This window comes from Aedoeadaptatus coli, assembly GCF_900343085.1.
GTDB classification, from domain to species: Bacteria; Bacillota; Clostridia; order Tissierellales; family Peptoniphilaceae; genus Aedoeadaptatus; species Aedoeadaptatus coli.
Genome location: NZ_OPYI01000007.1, coordinates 92,104 through 114,108, shown reverse-complemented (window position 1 = coordinate 114,108; position 22,005 = coordinate 92,104). Strand labels below are relative to the sequence as shown.

The window sequence follows — 22,005 nt, the reverse complement described above, 5'->3', positions numbered from 1 at the left end:
TGCACTTGTTTGCCCTCCTTTATTATTTTGTGGTGATTTAATTTTAGGTGATAGGGAAAACAAGTGCTATCTTTTTGCACAAAAATATCCATTGAGGAGGTTACTCCCCAACGGATATTATAGAGCCTAATTTTATCATGGGAGGTTCTTTTTTTACTTAAAGCTAAAGCTTTTTACGCCTACCACCAGCATAGCTGGTGGTTTATTCATGCTAAAGCGCACAATTAAGGCGATAGGGGCTTATCTGCCCCTATTCGCCGTCTTGATTTGATAAAGTTAGGTTCATCATAGAGTTGATAAGACAAGAAGAATGATGGATTCGTTCTTATATCCTGACGGGTTCTTCCGGCTTGGGGCTTCTTAAGTTGTGATGGTTCAACTGGTTAAGTTTCTATTTTAGAAATTAGTTTTATAAGAATAGCAGATTAAGAGAGGTTATTCTTAGCCATATATAGAGAAGCTATTCACTTGATAAGTTATTAACAATTATTCAGTGCTAAACTTTAAAAGATTAAGTCAAACAAATAGCATGAAGTAGGCGTATAGGTTAAGTAACACAGAAAAAGAAATAGAGAATACACTTGATAAAAATATAACATAGAGAAAGTGAATATTTAGAAGAATAGTCTATTAGTGATAGGCATTGAAGATGAAGTGAACAACTAGAACATATGTTCTTAAGGCATTTATTTTTAGCTTAATCATAAACCTTTTATGACTGCTTAACTTAGAGTATCCATTTTTATTTGTGCTAAATATATCAATGATGTTAAAATGAGAGAAGCATAGTTAGTTAAGTATCGGCATAAGAGGTAGTAGTATTGTATTGCGACATTTGTAAGAAGTTGGGAGTGCTCATATGAATGATTTCATAAAGAAAGTAAGTTTACTTTCAGATAAAGATAAAGAACTTGTATATAATCTTGTAAACGATCTTTCTATTTCTTATGATCCTGATTGGGTCTTGCTAACAGAGAAGGAAAAAAGCAATCTTGAAGAAATTTCGAAAAATGGTGAATTTAGAGATTTTAAAGACGTTTTAAAGGAGTTTTACCATGAATGAAAAAATAGAAAGGGCGAATGAACTTTATAAGATTCTACCTAAAGAGGGAAAAGAAAGGGTTCTAAATTTCATAAAAGCTTTAATGATGGCGGAAAAAGAAGCGAATAAGGGCACAAAATCAAAGGGAAAGATAGATGAAGAGGCTAAGAGTATGAGAAGAATTATGTACAAAGGAATTGTTGGCGTCATTAAAGATGGAAAAGTTGATGGGAAATTTAGTGGACGCTTGCTTGTTGATGGTGCGTTCGTATTTTATGGTGAAACTGAAGAAGAAATGCTCGAGGATTTTAAAGAAGCAGTTGAAGCTTATTTTGAAGCTTGTGAAGCAATGGGCATAGAGCCTGAATCGGTGGAAATGCTAGACGAAAAAGAGGTGTAGTATGAAGTTAATGAAATATAAGGACTACATCGGTAGTATTGAGTATAGCGAAGAAGATAAGATGTTCTTTGGAGAAATTCAAGGGATTGATTCTATTGTTGGCTATGGTGGTGAAACGATTAGTGAACTAGAAGAAATGTTCCGTGAATCGGTTGATGAATTTGTAGGGGATAAGTGAATGTATGCCATAGTTTTTGATTTAGAAATAGATGTTTTAAAAAGATGGTATGGTGATTTATACAATAAAGCCTATGACGAAATAGGACAAGAACTGAAAGAGGTTGGTTTTGAGTGGGCGATGGGAAACCTCTATATTAGCCATTCAAATAGAGAAAACTTAACGCACGTTTACCGTGCGATTAACAGATTATCTAAAATCAACTGGTTCAAGGAAAGTGTTCGGGATATACGAGCATTTAAAGTTGAAGGCTGGTCAGACTTTACGGAGATTGTAAAAGGATAACTTAAAGGGCTATCTTAACGGGTAGCCTTCTTTTTTCTTCGCCAATTTTATGGGAGGGGTTAGGGGGCATATTAGCAACCATTAAAACTTTTTAAAGATTAGTTAACTACCCCCCTTCTAATTCGTTGAGGTGCTAACGGTATGAATTAGATAAGAAAGTAGGGGAGTATATACTACGACAAATCATAAAGCGTATGAACAGAGAATGTATAGCCTTCCCCGTATATCATTTTCTTGTTGCTAATGATTGAGAGCGAAGAGAATGATTCATGAATCATAGATTCAAAAGCAGAATGAAAAGTCGTTCCATCTTTTTTTTGTTGCTAATGTTTTACCGGCGATACATAGAGAGGGAACAAACGGAAGATTCCTATTCATGACCATTTAGAAATATCTGTTTATAAAAGTACACAAAAACAAACAAGGCTAAACAAACAGAAACAGTGTTTATAAACATAGCAAAAACAATTTACAAATGTTTATAAAAAAGACTAGACATTTAAAAACACTTCGGCTAAAATAGAATCACCAAATCAAAAGGGGGTTCTATTATGGCAGATAGTTACACTTACGGTTATGCGAGAGTATCGACGAAAGAACAAAATGCAGATAGGCAAGTAAAAGCGATTTATGATTATTGCAATCAAAAGGGAATTTCCATTGACGAACGTCATATGATTGTTGACAAAGCAAGCGGAAAAGACTTCAAGCGAGAAAACTATTCTGCACTTCGGAACACCATGTTGAGATCCGGCGATACGCTTATTGTTAAGGAACTAGACCGCTTAGGACGTAACAAGGAAGAAATCAAAAGGGAACTGGAACACTTCAAAGAACAAGGCATAAGGGTAAAGATACTTAACATTCCAACCACGCTGGTAGACTTAGAGGGCGAACAATCTTCTCAATGGGTCATGGAGATGGTGAACAACATTCTAATAGAAGTATTAGGTGCTATTGCCGAAGAAGAACGATTGAAGATAAGGCAACGCCAAAGAGAAGGAATCGATCTTGCCAAAGCGAAAGGGGTAGAGTTGGGTAGACCGAAGATGAACTATTCAACGCTAACAGATCAACAAAGAGAGATTATAGAAGTGAACTATCCAAAGTGGAAGAGTAAAGAAATTACCGCTACAAGGTTTATGGAACTGGTAGGGCTAAAACGCAACACCTTCTATAAGATCATGAAGGAATACGGGGAAGAAGTGTTGTAATTTGAATAGGCTTATGGTATCTTAAGTTTAGGTTCAAAATGAATTCAGATATAGATAAATACAAGTTAATGGCGACGGACTATACGATCAAGCGAGAATTGACGAGGCTTCAAAGATTGAATCTTAAGTGCCTTTGGTTCGAATCCTTTGCGGTACGCCAAAGCAAGTTTACTTTTGTAAGCTTGCTTTTTTATTGCTTTCATAGAATAATAAAATTGCTGCAAATGATTTTAGAAAGCCGTCGATGGCGCTGCCGATTACTATGCCGTAAAAATGGAAAAGTTGCCGTTGCGGGACCGCTATAAAGGGATTGAGATTGAGATGGTCTCCCGACAAGTAATTTTTTTATCGTGAGGAGGATGGGATGGACGCATCTGGTTTGTTTATCGTTTTACTCGTCGTCGCCTTTTTTGCCGTGATGATTTCTTACAATTTAAAACGTCCTTCGGTTTCGGTACATAAAAACAGTGATCCCATTCAAAGGCCGGCAACCTCTCCTACGGACAGGGATCGGATCATTCAGTCATTGGGACTCAATGCTTCCGATGAAGGACTCGACGAGGTCATCGAAGCGGCGCGCAAAGTTTACTACGACGTATACGACTGCGTCATGACCGCTAACACCGGCGCGGAGGTCGCCGGTTTTTTGGCACGGCTGATCATAACCAATCCCTATTTGATTCAAAAAAGCCAATTCCAAGCCATACTGGATTTAGAAGTGCTCATGGATAAGGGCGCCGTACACAATGAAGACGGTTCCCTGTGGAATTTGGAGCTTTTAAAAGAAGTATTGAACAGCATGGCCGATTTTTTTCTTGAAAAGGTGGATTCTCCTCTCTTTACCTCCGAAGAGTCGGCGAACACCGCGGATTTCGGCGTGAAATTCGGTATCCTGGAGACGCTCGTAAGGGGAGGCATGGGAGCGTACGGGTCGGATGCGCCTTCTGAGACGACGTCAGCTTTTTTAAATGCAAAAGCGGATGAGGAAGAGGCCCGCATCATGGAAGAGGAATATTTTGAATGGTGGCTCGTCCATTGGATCATCGAAGAAGAGGAACGCCGCCGCGAATCACAGCCCGACCGAAGCATCTTCACGCACAAGGAGTCCCGCGATTCGTCCACCTACGAACAGGATCTTTTGTACGACGAGGCCTACGACGGAGGCGGCGACGTGGAAGAGGTCTACGACGATTACGACAATTACTGGGATCGCTACGATGCGGGGGATGTAGACGATTTGGATTTAGACGAGTAGTGCCTCATGATTGAATGCTTCGATGCATATCGAGGCATTTTTTTATTGATGAAAAACATTAGAATCGTTGACAAAATCAGAGGAAAAGCATATTCTATAAGAAGTGACAAGGTGTCATTAAGGAGGTTATGATGGCGAGAGCGACATTTGAAAATTTAGAGGCGTCGAAAAAAGAGCGACTGCTGAAAGAGCTGCAGAAATTTTTTGAAGAGACGCCGGTGAAATCCATAAATGTAACGAATATTGTAAAGGCGCTGGGCATTGCCCGCGGGTCGTTTTACCAGTATTTCGACGATCTGGACGATTGTTATTTCACCGTGCTGAAAGAAGCCACGGGGCAGGTGCACCATGTGTTCTTTGATTTGCTTGAAAAGAACCATCACGATCCGGAAGCCACCCTTTGGGCCTATCAGGATTTTTTACTGGAAGCCCTTTACGATCACAATTTAAGAAATTTGTATCGGCCACAGTTTTTGGCATTCGAAAAGACGTCCCTTTCCCACGGAAAGGCTTTTATAAAAGCGCACTACGGCAAGAGTGAAGCCAATTTAATTTTATACATGATGGCGGTTTTCCACGAATTGATCAAGGACAGTATGACGGAAGATTATTCGAAGGAAGAATTTAAAGAAACGTCGTCGCAGTACATCCAGTATTTGTTGGGAGGTATCGGGGATGAAAGAATTTGAGCTGTTTTTCGACAGCATGTATTTAATTTTCGTCATATTTATCGGCATTCGCCTCTTGCTTTTAAGAAAGGAAAACACCGGTCTCGTCGGGGCCATGGCCATGCTGCTGGGCTTAGGAGATGCCTTCCACCTGATTCCCAGAATCGTCGCCAATGTGGAAGCCAACGGGTTTGCAGTGAACGCATCGGGCCTTTTTATCGGCACGCGGGTTTCGGCCATGACCATGTCATTATTTTATCTCTTGTTTTATTACTACATTCGGCGGGAGATGAAGGCGTCCAATCGCACCTTGGACCTGGCCATGCCGGCGCTTTTTCTCGTTCGCGTCGTAACGGTGATTTTATCCTTCAACCAATCCCAAACCATGGACCTGATCTCAAACATTCCCTTCGTGATCATGGGCCTGGTGGATATCGTGCTTCTTTTTAACCAACGGGGAAACACAAACTTCGGGAAGCTTTACCTCTACGTATTCTTCAGCTTCCTCTTCTACGTTCCCGTGGTTTTGTTTAAAGAAACCATGCCCACCATCGGCATGTTAATGATGCCGAAGACAGTGATGTACGTCCTTATCGTGTGGAAGCTCTACGGCAATTTAAAAGGCGAGTTTAACAGAGACGATCTGCTGCAATTTGCCCTGGCCTATTTGTTCTTCGGAATTTTCGCCGGCGCTTTTTATCGGGAAATCGGCAAGATCTATCCCGTGGTCACGAAAATGGCCTTCCTGCACGTCCACTTAATCGTATTAGGGTTCGTCCTCTTAACCTTAGCCTATCTGCTTCTTCGGGACCGGGCCTTTGAAAATGCCCGCCTGAAAAAGCTGCTCACCCTTTACAACTTCGGCATGTTCTTTTCATTCAGCTCCATGTTTCTTCACGGACTCATCGACAGCTACACCTTCGGCGCCTTCGCGCGAATCGGCATGGTGGCTGTCTCGGGCGTGGGACACATTTTGCTCACCGTGGCCCTCATTTGGGCGGCCGCATCTGGGCTGAAAGCAATCGAAGCATAAGGCGAATCGGCACAAGAAATTGTGTCGATTTTTTTGTGGGCATTTTCTCTTTGGGCAAAACAGCTGAAAACGAATCCTTCGCCGTGTCCGCTTTTTTCCATGCTATAATAAAACTCGGAATCGAAGAGAACGGATTGAACGCGGCGACTGTAGATTTGTGAAAATCGGGTATAAATTTCATGAGGTGTTTTTTATGAAAAAGACGAATGCGCTCAGGCATTTGGATGCCGAAGGTATCCCTTACGAAACCTTTGAATACGACGCAGATGCCGAGGTAGACGGCGTAAAAATCGCTGAGTTAAATCATTTGCCCGTTGAGGCTGTATTTAAGACATTAATCACCGAGGGAAAAGACAAGGAACATTTCGTCTTCGTCATTCCCGTGGCCGAGGAATTGGATTTAAAAAAGGCGGCCAAAGTGTGCGGCGAGAAAAAAATCGAGATGCTTCACGTAAAAGATCTCTTGCCCCTTACAGGCTATGTGCGCGGCGGTTGCTCTCCCGTGGGGATGAAGAAATTGTTTCCCACCTACATTCACGAAACCGCCATATTGTACGACGCGATTTACGTAAGCGCCGGGAAAAAGGGCCTGCAAATGCGCGTGAACCCCGAGGAATTAGGCGAGCTAACGCGTGCCGAGTTTGCAGATATTACGAAAGAAGGTTGAAATGATGATTCACGATGGATTTTATCAATGGAGAAAACTCGAGACCCTCTGTGACGACGACCGGGAAAAGCTTTTGAAAATGACCGACGAGGAAATGAAAGACAGTTTTTACCAAGAACTGGCCTTCGGAACGGCGGGCCTTCGGGGGAAGATCGGCCCGGGCACCAATCGCATGAACGAACAGGTCATCGCCCGCGCTACGCGGGGGCTGGCCGGCGTCATCGAAAAGCGGGGACAAAAGGCCATGGACCGCGGCGTCGCCATCGCTTGGGACGTGCGGGACAGGAGCGAGCGCTTTATGGAAGTTGCCGCGTCCATGCTGGCCTCCTGCGGCATTCAAGTGCATATATTTTCGGGGATTCGCCCCACGCCCATGCTGTCCTTTGCCGTAAGGGAGCTTGGGACGCAGGCGGGCATTGTGGTGACGGCCAGCCACAACCCGAAGGAATACAACGGCTACAAGGTCTATTGGAAGCAAGGCTCCCAAATTCGCGACGACATCGCCGATGAAATTTCGCGGGAGATCGCCAAATTCGATTACAGCGTATGGCCGGAAAAATCCTTCGACGAATACAAAGACGAGGGCTTTATCCACGTCATCGACGAAGCCTTGGAAGAAAAATACTACGCCCTCACCTTGGCAAAAGCCGTGGAAGACGACATCAAGAAAGATATTTCCATCGTCTACACGCCCCTAAACGGCACGGGGAATTTGCCCGTTCGCCGGGTGTTCAAGGCACGGGGCTTCGACAACATTCACTTGGTCGAGGAGCAAACGGAGCCGGACAGCACCTTTAAATCCGTGGGTTACCCTAATCCGGAAGATTTCAAGGCCTTCGAAAAGGCATTGGCTCTGGGAAAAGAAGTGGATGCGGATATTTTGATCGCCACGGATCCGGATTGCGACCGCGTGGCCTTGGTGGCAAAGGACGACTCCGGGGAATTTATTCCCTTTACGGGCAATCAGACCGGGGCCCTTCTCTTGGAATACATCTTGTCCCGACGGGAAGCGAAAGGCGATTTGCCGTCAAACGGCGCCGTGGTTAAGAGCATCGTCACCGGGGACATCGGCCGCAGAATCTGTGAACACTACGGCGTCGCCATGTTCGACGCCTTGACGGGCTTTAAAAACATCTGCGCCCTGGCCAACGAGTGGGACGATACACGCGCCTATGAATTTTTATTCGGCTACGAAGAAAGCATCGGCTACGTCTACGGCGATCACGTTCGCGACAAAGACGCCGTGGTCACTTCCATGATGGTGGCGGAAATGGCGGCCTACTACCTGAGCGTGGATAAGCGCCTGCCGGAGGTCCTTGGGGAAATCTTCAAAGCCTACGGCTACCAAGGCGAGAAACTTCTTTCCGTCGTAAAAGAAGGGCAGGAAGGTCAGGCCTTGATTCAGGGCATCATGGTGGATTTGCGGAAAAATCCCATTTCATCCATCGAAAGTCTGAAGGTCGAAAAAGTCGTGGACTACGCCGAAGGCGTGGAAGGCATCGGCACGAGCAATGTGCTGGAATACCATCTGGACGACGGCAGCCGCTTCTTTGTGCGGCCTTCCGGCACGGAGCCGAAGATCAAGCTGTATATTTACACCAATGACAAAGACGAAGAAAAAGCGAAGGAAAAAATCGAATGGATCGAGTCTGCCGTACTCCGTCGATTTGATCTGAAATGATTCTCTTAGTCGACACCAATCCTCTCTTAGAGCAGCGCTTGAAAGGCGAAAGTTTTCCGAAAGGTGCGCGCGCCCGCGCGACAGAAAAGCAGACCACACCGGCCGGATACGGCGCCCACATGGCGCGGCTCGCGCGAAGCATTAACGAAGATGCGCGGCTTATGGCATTTCTCGGCGGCGACGCCGGGGAGCGCTATAAAAAGCTCATGGAAGCCGAAGGCATCCCCGTCGTGGCGAAGACGATTCGCGACGAAACCGTGGAACGCCTGATTTTAGAGGAAAAAAATCGAAAGACCACCATCGAAACCAAAGCGCCGCGGCTCACGCGGGAAGACATGGTGGATTTCTACGACCGTTTTTTAAACGAAGCGGCGGCATCGGATGCGGTGGTTCTCGCCGAATCGTCGGATGATGACGGAGCCGACGAAATGAAGTTGCCCCTGGTTCGCTATGCCCGCAGACTGTCGAAGCCCGTGATCATCATCGCCAATGAAGAGGACGATGTGGAGGAAGTGAAGGAAGCGAAGCCTTTCGGCCTCGTCGTAGAACGAGACGTCTTGGCGGCGAAGCTGAACAAGCCCATTCACTTTTTAGGTGAGATCGTCTCGGCCCTGGATGCGCTTTACGGCGGCGAGATCCCCCTGATTCTCGTGACGGGAAGCGAGCGCGGCTCCATACTCTGCGCCCGGGGAAGCTATTATTTTGCGAAAAACGAAGAAAAGGGCGGGGCCTTCGACGCCCACTACGCCGCCGCGGCACTGGCCGCCGGCATCGTGCGAAAATACGACGCTCCCACGGTGTTGAAGCTGGCCCACGGGGCGGCGTCCACCGAAGGCGACGCGGATTTCGCCGATTTAAAAGGACGCATGAATAAAATAGATGTACAACAAATGGAGGTTTAAAATGAATTATTGCTTGGATCGAGATAAGGTATTATTTTTATTTATAGATATTCAGGATTCCCTGGCTTCCGCCATTCACGATATTGATAAGGTGAAGAAATATGCCGGCGTCTTGGCCGAAGGGGCCGGAATCATGAACATTCCCGCCGTCTTCACCACCCAATACAAACGGGGACTCGGCGAATTCAACGACGCCATTCGCGGCAAAGTCTCCGGTGGCGAAGATTTCGACAAAAAGGCCTTCTCCTGCATGTTGGATGAGGAAATCGCCGCCTACATCGAGAAAAAGAAACCGGAACAAGTGGTGGTTTGCGGCATCGAAACCCATATTTGCGTGCTCATGACTGTGCGCGATTTAATCGCCAAGGGCATCGACGTTTACGTCGCCCACGACGCCGTGGGATCCAGAGTGAAGGAAAACGCCCTTTATGCCCTCGAAGAAATGCGGCAAATGGGCGCATCCGTTCGCTCCACGGAAACCATTCTCTTCGATCTGAACAGCGTCTCCGGTACCGACGAATTTAAAGCGGTACAAAAATTAATCAAGTAATGCGCTTTCTGCACACTGCGGATCTGCATTTAGGACGAAGTTTTCCCTACGAACGAGAAGAAGATCGCGCCATCGGCAGGAAGGATCGCTTTCGCACCTTTGAGCGCATTTTAAAGCTGGGGATTCAGGAGCAGGTGGACTATCTTTTTCTCGTCGGCGACATCTTTGAACAGGACAAGGTGACTGCCGCCGAGGTGGATTACGTCTTGGCCTGCTTGGATCACGCGCCTTTCACCACCTTGTTTCTATTGGGCAATCACGATTACAAGCTCTACGACGATGTGGCGGCCCGTTTGCCGGAAAATGTGCGATTGTTTTCCAACGAAACCATGGACCGCTACGAAGATTCCTCGCGGGGCGTGGTCTTTTACGGCACCAGTTGGACCCGGGCGAGCTACAATAAAATCCTGCAGTTTGACGGCGAGGCCGGCGACGAGGGCCTTCACCGTGTCCTTCTCCATCACGGCAACTGGAGCGGCGGCGACGGGTATTTTCCCGTAGACGCGAATCTCCTCCACGCCTTCGACTACGTGGCCTTGGGCCATGTGCATAAGCCGACCATGTACGAGAACAAGTTGCAGATGTGCGGCACGCCGGAGCCTTTGGACCATACGGACCGAGGCAATTTGGGCGTGGTATTAGGCGAGCTCGACGAGGTACTCACCACGCGCTACGTGCCCGTGGCGGAGCGCAGCCTGAAGCAGAAAAATTACCTGCGAAGGGACGCATCGGATGACGAAGCCATCGTGGCCGATGCCAAGGCACTGGTGCGATCCGGGGATTTCATTTACAGCTTTTACCTCGCCGGCGCGTACAGCGGCATATTGGAGAGGGAGCTTCGGAGGCTTTTCGACGAGAAGGGCCTTCTCTACGAACTTCACTGGGAAAGGGATCTGCCGAAGATTATCGAGCGCATGGAAAGGGAACACGAAGGCGATCTTCTCGGCGCCTTTTTGGCGCGGGCGAAGACCTATGACGGCGACGAAGAGACGCGACTGGCCTTGTGTGACTTAGGTTTACGCGCCCTTTTGGGGGAAGACTATGATTCATAAACTCTATATGCGGGACTTCGGCTGCTTTCACGACACGACGGTTTCTTTTAAAGAGGGCTATCAATGCCTTCCCGGCCCCAATGAATCGGGAAAAACCACGACGGCGGCCTGCATTCAGGCGATTTTATACGGCTTTTCCAAAGACAGCCCCACGCGCAAACTTTACACTTCGGCTTACGAGGATTACTTTCCCTTGGATGGGCGGGATTTTTCCGCCGCCATGGAACTTGAGGTAGGGGGCAAGCACTACGTCATCGAGCGCAACTTCATCAAGGAAAAGGAATCGCTGAAAATTTACGACGTGGCGGCCAATCGGCTCCTCGCGGATTCGGAAGCCCTCTACATCTTCTCCGGCATCGCTCAGCCCGGGGCGCTGTTTTGGCAGCTTTCCCAAGGAGATTTCCTGCGCTTCTTTGCTATGGACGATTTGCAGTCCGCGGGATCGGAGGCAATTTTTAAGCGCATTCAAGAAATGAAAAATTTTCTGCGCTCAAACAGCACTGCCTTGGATGTAGAAGGAGCCTTCGACTATTTGGCAAAGGAGAAAAAAGCCCTGGGCACGGAACGGGCGAAGAAATCCCCCATTGGAGACAATCGGGAGCGACTCAAGGGAATGGAGGCGACTTTGGCCGATTACCGGGCGAAGTCCAGGCATTTAAATGAGGACGAGACGGAGCGCGAGGCCCTTCTCGAAGAACTTCGCGTCTTGAAAGGGCGGCAAAAGCAGGCGCGGGACAAAGCCGTGCTCCTGCCCCAGCTGGCCGTCGCCACGGAAGAAGTGGAAGCCTGGGACCGGGCCTTGGATGAAAACGAGGCGAAGATCGAGCGCTACGAAAGAAAGCGGGGCAAGGGCCTTTCAAGAGGCGTTTACTACAAGCTCGCCGGCATCGCGGCCTTTTTGGCAGCGGCCTTCGCTGTTTTTTTCATGACGAGGGACCGCGCGGATTTGGCTTCCCTGTCTGCTCTTGCAGGGGGAGTGGCATTTGTGGTCGCCCTGATCTTCTTTATCTTGCGGCGGCTGACCTTAAAAAACATTCAGCGCTACCATCGGGCCTTTTACGAACGGGATCAACTCCTCGAAAAGAAGAATGCCCGCTTCAATTGGTTTGACGCCTTGGTGGAAGAGGATATTACCATGGAAAATCTCGTCGAGGCCATGAAACGGCGCGCGCGGGAACTGGAGAAGGCGCCTCTCGAAACAGGCATCGACGAAAGAATAGAAGCGTTGCAGCGGCAAGTGGGCCAAGCCGATGCGCGCCGGGAAGAAAAAGATGCCCTTGAGAGAAAAATGCAACAGACGACAAAGGCCTACGAAGACGAGCGCGCCCGCGGCGAAGCGCTGAGTAAAAAGCTGGCGCTTGTTGAAGCCTGCGAAAGCATCCTCAGGGAGCTGGACGACGCGGGAAGAGACGATTTCAATCGGGCCGTTTTAGAGGACGGGTCCCGCTACATGGAGGATCTTTCCAACGGGCGCTACAAAAAAATCGCCCTCTCAGGCGACGGATTCGTCCTTCAAAAATCAGACGGCCGCTGGCTGAAAGAAACACAACTGAGCAGATCCACGGCGGATCTCTTGGTTCTTTCCCTGCGGCTGGCTGCCGTGGAAAAGATGGATCCTTCCATCCCCATGGTCTTCGACGACGGCTTCGTCTACTTGGACGAAGAGAGAAAAGGGCGACTGAAAGATGTATTACAAAAACTGAACCGGCAGGTGATTGAATTTACCACGCCGAAAAGAGAAAGGAGTACCGATTGATCTGGGCGATTGGCGATCTGCATTTGGATCATAAAAAAGAAAAGCCCATGGATGTATTCGGAAAGAAATGGGAAAATCACGAGGAGAAAATTTTCTCCTCCTGGGAAAATTCCGTCGCCGAAGACGATCGGGTCTTGGTCGTCGGCGACATTTCATGGGCCCTGAAACTGGAAGAGGGGGAAGCGGACCTTCGACGCATCGACGCTCTGCCCGGAAAAAAATTCCTAATTAAGGGCAATCACGATTACTGGTGGTCTTCCATGAACAAATTAAATGGCTTGGATTTAAAGACCGTGGAGTTTTTACACAACACCGGCGCCGTAGACGGAAACGTGGCCTTTTGCGGCAGCCGCGGCTGGACCGACATCGACGCCACGGGATTCGACGAGCAGGACGAGAAAATCTATAAGCGGGAGTTGAATCGCCTGCAGCTCAGTATCGACGATATGGAGAAGAAGGCGAAAGATTTGGCGATCGACAAGCGAATCGCCCTTTTGCACTACCCGCCCTTTAACGCAAAGGGCGAACCCAACGACTTCGCCGATCTTTTGAGCGCCGCGGGCATCAACATCTGCATCTACGGCCATCTGCATAGCTTCGGCCACAAATTTATCGTTGAAGGAGAAATCAACGGCGTCCGCTACTACTGCGTCTCGTCGGATTACATCGATTTCGAGCCGCGAAAGATCGAGGTGTAAGATGGAGCGAGAAATCGAAGTAAAAATACTTCACGTGGATTTAAAGGCCATGGCAGAAAAACTGATTCGGAAAGGCGCCGTAAAAATCGGCGAGGAGCATCAGACCAATTACCTCATCGACTCGACGTCTTGGCCCATCCCCGCCGAGCGGGGCTACCTGCGCATTCGTCGGATTAAAAGAGGCGGCGAAGAGGAGATTCAGTGCACCTTTAAAGAAAAAAAGACGGAAGCGGGCGTTCGGGCCTACGACGAGCACACGGTGCATATCGACAGTGCGGAAGAGATGCTCGCCATCTTTGCCCTTTTGGGCTACGACGAGGTGGAGGTGGCAAAGAAGCATCGCATCAGTTATGCCTATAAAAATTGCCGACTGGATCTGGACCTGTGGGATCCCGAAAGTTTCCCCGAACCCTATATGGAAATCGAAGGCCCGGACAGAGATGCCATCGAGGCGGTGATCGAGGCCTTAAACATCGACCGAAGGCAGGTGAGCACGAAATCCATCGCCGAGTTAAAAAAATCTCGGAATAAATAGTACAACATATATGGCGAGTATGCTATAATAAATGCCGAGGAGGAATTCTATGACAGGTTTTAAGTACATTCGTTTTTTTCATGAAATCCGCAAAGACGACGTGGACATCGTCGGCGGCAAGGGAGCCAATCTCGGTGAAATGACCAATTTCGGTCTGGACGTACCCCCGGGATTCTGCGTCACATCGAAAGGCTACGACGCCTTTATCGAATACGCCGGCCTCGATGAAAAAGTCCGTTTTTTAATGCAAGATTTAGACGTGGACGACGTGGACATGCTTACAGCAGCATCCAACGACATTCGCAGAAACATCGAACAGGGCGAAATCGATCCGGCTCTGGAAGAAGAAATCATTTTAGCTTATAAGGAATTCAGTCGTTCCATCGACTTGAGAGATCCCCAAGTGGCCGTTCGTTCCTCGGCTACGGCGGAAGACTTGCCCGACGCATCCTTCGCCGGCCAACAAGATACCTATCTGCACATTGCAGGGGAAGAAGAATTAGTACAACACGTACGGAAATGTTGGGCATCCTTGTGGACGCCCCGGGCCATTTACTACAGAGAAAAACAAAAATACGACCACTTCGCCGTATCCTTGGCCGTCGTCGTACAAAAAATGGTCAATTCCGAAAAATCCGGCGTTATGTTTACGGCCAACCCCATTAACAACAGTCGCGACGAAATGATGATTAACGCCAGCTACGGCTTAGGCGAAGCCGTCGTCAGCGGCACCGTCACCCCCGACGAATACGTCATCAAGAAAAGTGACAAGTCGATTCTTGAAAAAGTCATCGCCGACAAGAAGAAAATCGTCGTACAAAACGATTCGGGCATCGGTACCCACGAAGCCGATGTGGAAGATATTTTAGGCGCCGGCGCCGTCAAGGAAGAATGCCTGACGAAAGAAGAGTTGAACACCTTAATCGACGCAGGGCTGAAAATCGAAAGCCTCTACGGCAGCGTGCAAGACATCGAATGGGGCATGGACAGAGACACCAAGGGTCTCTACATTTTACAATCCCGACCCATTACCACACTGGGCGATGCCCCGAGCGCATCGGACAATCCGAAAGAGGAAGGCATGAATCAAGCACCTGAAAAATTAAATCCCCTGGTTCGCGGCTTGGCTGCATCGCCGGGCATCGGACGCGGCAAAGTGAAGAAGATCAAAGACGTCAGCGAAATCAACTTGGTCAAAGAAGGGGACATCCTCGTCACGGCCATGACCAATCCGGACATGGTACCGGCTATGCGTACCGCCGCCGCCGTCGTCACCGACGAAGGGGGCAGAACCTGTCACGCCGCCATCGTCAGCCGGGAATTAGGTATTCCCTGCGTCGTCGGCAGCAACAATGCCACGTCTGTTTTGGAAGAAGGCCAATTCATCACCGTCGATGCCACCCGCGGCGTCGTTTACGAAGGCGATGTATTGAAAGACAAAGAAAAGAAGAGCGATGAAGGCGCCGAAAGCACAGGCGCAGGCCTGGGCATTTCCGCCGAAGAACTTCGCAAAATCGTCGCGCCCACCACGGCAACGAAGATTTACATGAACCTGGGCGAACCGGCTCTCATCGAAAAATACAAGAACTTGCCCTTCGACGGCATCGGCCTCATGCGCACGGAATTTATTTTCACCAATAAAATCGGCGCACACCCCATGTACCTGGCAAAAACCGACCAAGGCGACATTCTCATCGACCAATTGGCCGAAGGCATCGCCGAAGTTGCCGGGGCCATTTACCCGAGACAAGTTGTCGTTCGTATGAGCGACTTCCGTACCAACGAATTCCGCGGTCTCAAGGGCGGCGACGAAGTGGAACCCCACGAAGAAAACCCCATGATCGGATGGCGTGGCGTCAGCCGCTACATTTCGCCGGAATACGAAAAAGGCTTCCGTCTGGAATGTAAGGCCATGCGCAAAGTGCGCGAAGACTTCGGTCTGGACAATGTGGTCGCCATGTTGCCCTTCGTCCGTACGCCGGAAGAATTGGTTACCGTCAAAGAAATTATGGCGGAAGAAGGCCTGAAACAATCCAAGAACTTCAAGATCTGGATTATGGCGGAAGTGCCCTCCGTGGTCTTCCAAGCCGAAGAATTTGCGAAATTGGTCGACGGCTTCTCCATCGGCTCCAACGACTTGACGCAGCTCACCATGGGTGCCGATAGGGACAGCGGCATCTTGAACCGCATGGGTTACTTCGACGAACGCAACGAAGCAGTGAAGCGCGCCATTAAGATCTTGGTCGATGCAGCCAACAAAGAAGGCATTACCTGCTCCATCTGCGGCCAAGGCCCGAGCCAATACCCTGAATTTGCAGAATTCCTCGTAGAATGCGGCATTACCTCCATGTCCGTTAACCCGGATACCGTCGACTACACCCGTCGTTTAGTCGCCGGTGTAGAACAAAAAATGATTCTGCGCAAACTAAGAGAACAAAAATAACAACATTTCTGAAAAATCCGTCTCTCGAAGGCGGATTTTTTGGTGCAAAGAAACAGGTCCTCGAATAAAAAGGCAAATAAAAAAAGCTCGAGTGGGTGCTCGAACTTTACTCATTGAATGAAATTTATCGGAATGAAATTTTTAAAAGATTTAATTTACAGATCCACGTGAAAGAGTTTCGCGTAGTCGCGAAGGCCGGTTTCGATTTCTTTCAGGGAAAAATCGCCTTTTCGCAATTCTTTTTCGTCGACGCGAAGCAGGGATTCGTAGAAGAGGATGCCCGTAGCCAGATCCGCCTCGCCTTCGTCGAAGGCATCGAAGAGGGCGTCTTCCGCTTCGCCGTACTTGCCTTCAAGGGCGAGGGCATAGAGTTTTTGTGAAATGGCCGAAGCCTGCGTTTTGTTTTTTTCCTCGTCGCCGAAGCCCATGGGATAGGCCAGGCCCAAGAGAAATTGGATCAGCTCCTTGATTTGCTGCATGAGAAAGTCGTTTTTTATCATAATGTGCTCCCTTTATTTCAAACACCTGCATGGTGAATAACCCGCAGATTTATTTTCAGAGGTCCGCTTCCCGTCGCGAAAGCTTTTCGATCACCGCGTCGCAGAGAGATTCCTGCGTCGCTTTTTCTCCCGTCACTATATTTTCCTTTTTTACGCCTGCTTTGACAAGGCTTCTCTTCGTCGTCTCGCCGATGGCGAAGGCGCACGCGGGCATGGAAGAGAGGCCGTAGGCGGCGATGAAGTTCTTCACGGCGGAAGGAGATAAAAAGGCGACTGCATCGTAGGCCTCGGGAAGGGGGCGGATGTTTGCGGGCGCCACGCTGCTGTAGATGACGCGGTCCGTAGTGCGGGCGATTTTTCGAAGCGTATCTTCTAAATAGGGATCACTCCCCTGGGCGTGGGGGTAGTAGATGCGATGGGATGCATCCACGCGGCTTTTTAAAAATTCCGATAAATGGCGACCGTCGTAAATATCCGGATGGCCGTCGGCACGGAGGCCGTAGCGGGCGAGGGCCCGGGCCGTTTTTTCACCGACGACGTAAATGGAAGTGCCTGCGAGATCTCGAATGTCGCGGCTTTGAAGGAAGGCATCGAAGAAGAAATCCACGGCGTTTTTCGACGTAAAGACCAGGGCGTCGTAGGAAAAATCCGCGAGATCTTTTTCAAACTGCACCTGATTCACGGCTTCGGTTTCGATCATGGGACGTAAGAATACATGTGCCCCCGCATCCCGCAGGTCATCGGCCATGGCGTGCTGATCTTCCCCGGTTAAAATAATTTTTCGCCCGGACAGGGGCAAGTGATTGAGCGGCATTAAATCCTCGTGAAGATCCACCACGTCGCCCACGACGATGAGGCCAGGGCTCGTGATATGCTCGGGCAGGCCGGAGGCGGCGACTTTTTCCAGGCTGCTGTAAAAGGATGTTATCTCGCCGTCGTCGGATGCCTTCAGCACGGCGAAGGGCGTCTTCGGATCTTTTTCTCCCGCCAAAAGATCCTTCGCGATTTTTTGAGAATTTCCCAGCCCCATGTAAAAGACCAGGGTTCCGGGCACGGCTGCGTAAGGGGAAAAATCATTTTCGCCCTTGGCGCGGTGGCCCGTAATAAAGGACACGGAGGTAGCCACATTCCGCTGGGTGACGGGAATGCCAGCCATGGCGGGAACTGCGACGCCGGAGGTGATCCCCGAAATCACGCGAAAGGGAATGGACCGCTCGGAAAGATAGAAAGCCTCCTCGCCGCCGCGGCCGAAGACGTAGGGATCGCCGCCCTTTAGGCGAATCGCCCGCTTGCCGGCGCGGTAATAGTTTTCGAGAAGCGCCTGAATATCTTCCTGGGCCATAGTGTGTTTCTCGGCGGCTTTTCCGACATAGATCTTTTCCGCGTGGGGGGCGAAATCCAAAATCGTCGGATCCATGAGGCGGTCGTAGACGATAACATCGGCGCGAGCGAGGGCTTTATAAAGGGCGAGGGTGATGTTGTCGCGGCCGCCGATGCCCGCCCCGGCAAGAATCACGGGATACTTACTCATGGCCCTTCACCTTCCTCACCAATTCAAAGACATCGTCCATGGCATTTTCCGCCGTCGTGGCCACCGTGGCATAGATCAATGGATCCTCGGCGGTTTCTGCGAAGCAGCCGTGAAGAAGGATGCCGCCGTCCTTCTCCTCGACGTGAATGCCGATTGGCGAGGCGCAGGAGGCACTCAAGGCCCGTTGAAAGGCGCGCTCCACCTTCATGCGAAAAGCGGCGCGGGGATCGGAGGCTTGGGTAAATACATCTAATAGATCCCGTCGATCTTTGGCGAGCTCGATGCCCAAAAGGCCCTGAGAGGGAGATGGGATAAAGCGCGTGGGATCCAAGACCGCCGTCGCTTTGTGGGCAAGCCCCGCCCGTAAAAGGCCGGCGTAGGCGAGAAGGGTGCCGTCTGCCAAGCCGCTTTCCACTTTATTGATGCGAGTCTCTACATTGCCGCGAATGGGCACGATCTTTACGCTGGGATAAAAGTGCTTCAGTTGGGCGATGCGCCGATTGCTTCCCGTAGCGACCACCATGGTGGCCAAGTCCTCTTCCCTGAAATTGTCGCCATTTCCCACGAACACATCCACGTCCGCCGGGGCAGCAGGCGGCGGGGCCAAGGTAAATCTCGGGGCGATTTTTGATGGCATGTCTTTTAATGAGTGCACGGCAATATCCACCGCCCCCTCCCGAAGGGCGCCTTCCAACTCGCCGACGAAGACGCCGTTTTTTCCCACCTTGTGGATGGGAAGGTCTTGGACGCGGTCGCCTTTTGTAGAAATGATCTCGAGCTCCGCGTCGATACCCGCCTCCTTAAGGATATTCACCACCGCCATGGCCTGAATCTTCGCCAGATTACTGCCTCTCGTTCCCACTTTCAGTTTCATCGAATAACTCCCCGTAATTTTTACTGATTTTTTCATCGTTCCATAATTCTTCCATAATTTCCGAAATGTGCGCGCTCTTTCGCTCCACCAAGAGCCTTCGTATGCGGTTCATTTCAAAAAGCTTTTCTTCGTCGTAGCGCGAAAGAAATTCCTCCATATCCGCCTTCACGTGCTTGCTCACCGTGGGATTGGCAGTGGAAATGCTCACCGCGAGGGGGCCGCGGCGGACCACCGAGGCCATGTGAAAATCCGACGATGCGGGATCCGAGGCGGAAAGAACCGGCACCGAAGCCGCCTTGGCCCGGCGAAGAAGGACGTTGTTTAAGGCCTCGTCATCTGTGGCGACGATGAAATAGTCGTAGGCGAAAAAGCGAAAATCACCGTCGACCCTTTTCTCCTTCAGAAAAATCCGCTCCGGATGTTCCTCCGCCAAGGCGATAAGATCGTCGCAAAAGGCGGGAGATAAACAGTAAAAGAAAAAAGAGGAGTCGATGAGCCCCTGAATCTTTATGGCCGCCGCCTTCCCGCCGCCGACGACGAGCACTTTTTTATCTTGCGTGTCTACCATGAGAGGAAAATATCGCATAAGCCCTCCTAATTGATCAATGCATACTCTCTCTATTATAACAAAGGAGAGGGTAAACGCCCGCCGAGATGAAATAAAAACGTAACAGCGAGGCGCAATTGCCATGTTATAATAGGGACAGGTAGGATTTTTTATAAGAATTCTAGGAGGAAACTATGAAGAAAAACAAAGCAAAAGCAGTGGCCACTCTGGCCTTGGCAGGCGCATTATTGACGACGCCTTTTGCGGCACAAGCTGCAAACTTTAAAGACGTCGGCGTAGGTCACTGGGCATACAGCTATATTTCGAAATTAAGTGATTTGAGAATCATTAAAGGCTACGACGACGGCACCTTTAAGCCGTTGCGTAATGTCAGCTATTTGGAAATTCTGGAACTCCTTAAAGGCGTTCAAAATCCAACGAGTACTGAAATGACCTCGGCCATCGCAACGTACGGCTACATCGCCGATGCTTACAAAGTACCGAATTGGGCAAAGCCCGCGGTTTGCATCGCCCTTCAAAACAATGTCATCACCGAAGGCAATTTAAAAGCGGCATACAAACTGAATTACATTAACAATGTACGAAACGCCGATCAATTCCCCAGTCGTGAACTGGCCTTGGTTTACTACGCCAAAGCCCTGCGCATTGAACCGAAGAAAGACACGTCCAATATTAAAGTCACCGACATCGACTCCATCGGCAAAACGTCGAAAGAGCTCATCGGCGACGTGGATGTAAAGGGCCTCTTGGCATCCATGATCGATGCGGGCATCTTCAATGCATTCGGTACCGGCGCTGAATTTAAGGGGAACCTGCCTCTGCAAAGAGACCAAATGGCGAAGATTACGGACATGAGCTACGAATACAAATCCGTCAAATCCTTTGAAGGGGAAGTCGTGGCCATTGTTAAAAACAACGACGTTCCCGCCCTGACCATTAAAGACAAAGACGGAAAGACGCAGGCTTTCGTTCTCTCGAAGGACACCGTCATTACCATTAACGGCAAGAGCGCCAAGGCCGAAGACCTAAATGCAGGCAGCAAGGTAAAAGTAAAAGCCTTTCCCCAAAGCGGCAGCATCGCTCCCTATCAAGCGGTATCCGTTGAAGTGGTCAGCACCGAGTTAAACGGCGTCGGGATGGTGGAAAGCGCGAAATTCGATGAAATCAAAATCGCTTACTCCACGAAAAAAGACGCGCCCATCGACGAAAGCTTTAAGGCGGAAAAGACCGAAACCTTTAAATTGGATAAGGACGCATCGATCACCAGCTTCGGCAAGAAGTTTGACTTAAAATCCCTCAGCTCGAGAGATATGGTCGCCTTCAAGGCCCAAGACGGCGTAGTGAAGGAATTGGAAGTTATCCCCAATAATGGCACGGTGGACGGCGAATTTGTCAGCTATACCTACAACGGTTACGGCGAAACCTCTACCTTGGTATTAAAGCTTGCAAATAAAAAGGAAATCTCCTTTACAGCGAAGGGCGATGCAGCTGCGAAATTATCTGAAGTGACCAAGGGATTAAACAAAGGCTATCCCCTCACCTTGTCCACACATTATCTGCAAATTAAAGAAGCCGGCGTTACGGAAGGTAAGTTAGAGGGTTATTTGGTGAATGTCAGCAACAATACCTTCGGTAACGGCACCATCGAAATTCAAAAACAGGATGGTAAGAAAGAAACCAAGTTGTTGGCTAAGGAAATCAACTTCAAGGGATTGAATGATGAGAAAGCCTCTCCGATCGATGCTTACCAGTTAACAGGAAAGTTGATGGGTAAGAAAGTTTACTTGGAACTAGAAGTCAAGGGCGAAAATGTCGTCGCAGTTACAGTTAAGGCAGAATTGATCAAAGAAGACAAAACCGTCAATGTTAAAGAGGTGAAGCGAGTCAACGAGGGCTTCACTTGGAATGGCGGTCCCGTCATCGCTTCTGCCGGAAAAACTTACGGCGAATACGAGTTTACCTTGGAAGACGGAGCAACGGACTTCGCGGACAATAAATTCAAAGGTCTTGTAGAAATTGACGAATTTGACAAGATGAGAGGCACGATGTCGTTAAAGGTTGTCTATGATATTTATGACAATGGAAATAAAGTGGAAAGGAAAACAATCACTAATATTCGCGTAAAGGGTGGAAATACTATCCTCCCCGTATACAGCGATAAAAAGTAAGTACC

The 22,005-nt window shown here is 49.2% G+C and carries 22 protein-coding genes; 18 read left to right on the top strand and 4 right to left on the bottom strand.

The genetic code is table 11. The features are described from left to right. The first annotated feature begins 859 nt into the window (after nucleotides 1-859). The 17 genes from DG046_RS05200 (at nucleotide 860) to ppsA (ending at nucleotide 16,359) form a co-directional block, all read left to right on the top strand. Complete coding sequence (locus DG046_RS05200; RefSeq protein ID WP_108831495.1) at nucleotides 860-1,063, top strand: hypothetical protein; 204 nt, start codon at nucleotides 860-862, stop codon at nucleotides 1,061-1,063. Continuing rightward, entirely contained in the window at nucleotides 1,056-1,442 is a 387-nt protein-coding gene (locus DG046_RS05195; RefSeq protein WP_108831494.1) for a hypothetical protein, read from the top strand. Before DG046_RS05200 ends, DG046_RS05195 begins: the two co-directional genes overlap by 8 nt. 1 nt (nucleotide 1,443) lies before the next feature. Next, nucleotides 1,444-1,620, top strand: a complete 177-nt coding sequence (locus DG046_RS05190; protein ID WP_108831493.1) for an antitoxin HicB — start codon at nucleotides 1,444-1,446, stop codon at nucleotides 1,618-1,620. Then, nucleotides 1,621-1,905, top strand: a complete 285-nt coding sequence (locus tag DG046_RS05185; protein ID WP_108831492.1) for a virulence associated protein VapD — start codon at nucleotides 1,621-1,623, stop codon at nucleotides 1,903-1,905. It abuts the gene before it with no gap. 551 nt (nucleotides 1,906-2,456) lie between these two features. Then, nucleotides 2,457-3,119: a recombinase family protein gene (locus tag DG046_RS05180; RefSeq protein ID WP_108831491.1), complete on the top strand. Its 663-nt coding sequence runs from the start codon at nucleotides 2,457-2,459 to the stop codon at nucleotides 3,117-3,119. Nucleotides 3,120-3,483: 364 nt separating this feature from the next. Then, nucleotides 3,484-4,374 (top strand): hypothetical protein, encoded by an 891-nt coding sequence (locus DG046_RS05175; protein ID WP_108831490.1) that lies wholly within the window; start codon nucleotides 3,484-3,486, stop codon nucleotides 4,372-4,374. A gap of 131 nt (nucleotides 4,375-4,505) precedes the next feature. Continuing rightward, on the top strand, nucleotides 4,506-5,063 hold the full coding sequence (locus tag DG046_RS05170) for a TetR/AcrR family transcriptional regulator (protein ID WP_108831489.1): 558 nt from the start codon (nucleotides 4,506-4,508) through the stop codon (nucleotides 5,061-5,063). Further along, nucleotides 5,050-6,075, top strand: coding sequence for a DUF2871 family protein (locus tag DG046_RS05165; protein WP_108831488.1), 1,026 nt, complete (start codon nucleotides 5,050-5,052; stop codon nucleotides 6,073-6,075). The genes DG046_RS05170 and DG046_RS05165 overlap by 14 nt, the downstream gene beginning before the upstream one ends. 193 nt (nucleotides 6,076-6,268) lie before the next feature. Next, the gene (gene ybaK, locus DG046_RS05160) at nucleotides 6,269-6,742 is read left to right on the top strand and encodes a Cys-tRNA(Pro) deacylase (protein WP_108831487.1); all 474 of its coding nucleotides are present in this window, start codon (nucleotides 6,269-6,271) and stop codon (nucleotides 6,740-6,742) included. A 1-nt stretch (nucleotide 6,743) separates the two neighbouring features. After that, on the top strand, nucleotides 6,744-8,423 hold the full coding sequence (locus DG046_RS05155; RefSeq protein WP_108831486.1) for a phospho-sugar mutase: 1,680 nt from the start codon (nucleotides 6,744-6,746) through the stop codon (nucleotides 8,421-8,423). Then, nucleotides 8,420-9,325: a PfkB family carbohydrate kinase gene (locus DG046_RS05150; protein WP_108831485.1), complete on the top strand. Its 906-nt coding sequence runs from the start codon at nucleotides 8,420-8,422 to the stop codon at nucleotides 9,323-9,325. Before DG046_RS05155 ends, DG046_RS05150 begins: the two co-directional genes overlap by 4 nt. 1 nt (nucleotide 9,326) lies before the next feature. Beyond that, the gene (locus tag DG046_RS05145; RefSeq protein WP_108831484.1) at nucleotides 9,327-9,875 is read left to right on the top strand and encodes an isochorismatase family protein; all 549 of its coding nucleotides are present in this window, start codon (nucleotides 9,327-9,329) and stop codon (nucleotides 9,873-9,875) included. After that, entirely contained in the window at nucleotides 9,875-10,927 is a 1,053-nt protein-coding gene (locus DG046_RS05140; protein ID WP_108831483.1) for a metallophosphoesterase family protein, read from the top strand. Before DG046_RS05145 ends, DG046_RS05140 begins: the two co-directional genes overlap by 1 nt. Next, the gene (locus DG046_RS05135) at nucleotides 10,917-12,683 is read left to right on the top strand and encodes an ATP-binding protein (protein ID WP_108831482.1); all 1,767 of its coding nucleotides are present in this window, start codon (nucleotides 10,917-10,919) and stop codon (nucleotides 12,681-12,683) included. Before DG046_RS05140 ends, DG046_RS05135 begins: the two co-directional genes overlap by 11 nt. Further along, complete coding sequence (locus DG046_RS05130) at nucleotides 12,680-13,381, top strand: metallophosphoesterase (RefSeq protein WP_108831481.1); 702 nt, start codon at nucleotides 12,680-12,682, stop codon at nucleotides 13,379-13,381. The genes DG046_RS05135 and DG046_RS05130 overlap by 4 nt, the downstream gene beginning before the upstream one ends. A 1-nt stretch (nucleotide 13,382) precedes the next feature. After that, on the top strand, nucleotides 13,383-13,916 hold the full coding sequence (locus tag DG046_RS05125; protein ID WP_108831480.1) for a class IV adenylate cyclase: 534 nt from the start codon (nucleotides 13,383-13,385) through the stop codon (nucleotides 13,914-13,916). 49 nt (nucleotides 13,917-13,965) lie between these two features. Then, nucleotides 13,966-16,359, top strand: a complete 2,394-nt coding sequence (gene ppsA / locus DG046_RS05120; protein ID WP_108831479.1) for a phosphoenolpyruvate synthase — start codon at nucleotides 13,966-13,968, stop codon at nucleotides 16,357-16,359. Nucleotides 16,360-16,514: 155 nt separating this feature from the next. Here ppsA and DG046_RS05115 read toward each other — a convergent pair whose 3' ends face one another. The 4 genes from DG046_RS05115 to DG046_RS05100 are packed head-to-tail and all read right to left on the bottom strand — an operon-like array spanning nucleotide 16,515 to nucleotide 19,850. Further along, a complete protein-coding gene (locus tag DG046_RS05115; protein ID WP_108831478.1) occupies nucleotides 16,515-16,859 on the bottom strand; it encodes a DUF6483 family protein in 345 nt (114 codons plus the stop codon). A gap of 55 nt (nucleotides 16,860-16,914) precedes the next feature. Continuing rightward, nucleotides 16,915-18,390 carry a uroporphyrinogen-III C-methyltransferase gene (gene cobA / locus DG046_RS05110; protein WP_108831477.1) on the bottom strand — a complete coding sequence of 492 codons (1,476 nt, stop codon included), beginning with the start codon at nucleotides 18,388-18,390 and terminating at the stop codon, nucleotides 16,915-16,917. Next, a complete protein-coding gene (hemC, locus tag DG046_RS05105; protein ID WP_159082069.1) occupies nucleotides 18,383-19,264 on the bottom strand; it encodes a hydroxymethylbilane synthase in 882 nt (293 codons plus the stop codon). The genes cobA and hemC overlap by 8 nt, the downstream gene beginning before the upstream one ends. Beyond that, nucleotides 19,233-19,850: a precorrin-2 dehydrogenase/sirohydrochlorin ferrochelatase family protein gene (locus tag DG046_RS05100; RefSeq protein ID WP_159082068.1), complete on the bottom strand. Its 618-nt coding sequence runs from the start codon at nucleotides 19,848-19,850 to the stop codon at nucleotides 19,233-19,235. Before DG046_RS05100 ends, hemC begins: the two co-directional genes overlap by 32 nt. A 155-nt stretch (nucleotides 19,851-20,005) precedes the next feature. Between DG046_RS05100 and DG046_RS09940 the strand changes: the two genes are divergently transcribed. Continuing rightward, entirely contained in the window at nucleotides 20,006-22,000 is a 1,995-nt protein-coding gene (locus DG046_RS09940; protein WP_108831474.1) for an S-layer homology domain-containing protein, read from the top strand. The last annotated feature ends 5 nt before the right edge of the window (nucleotides 22,001-22,005 follow it).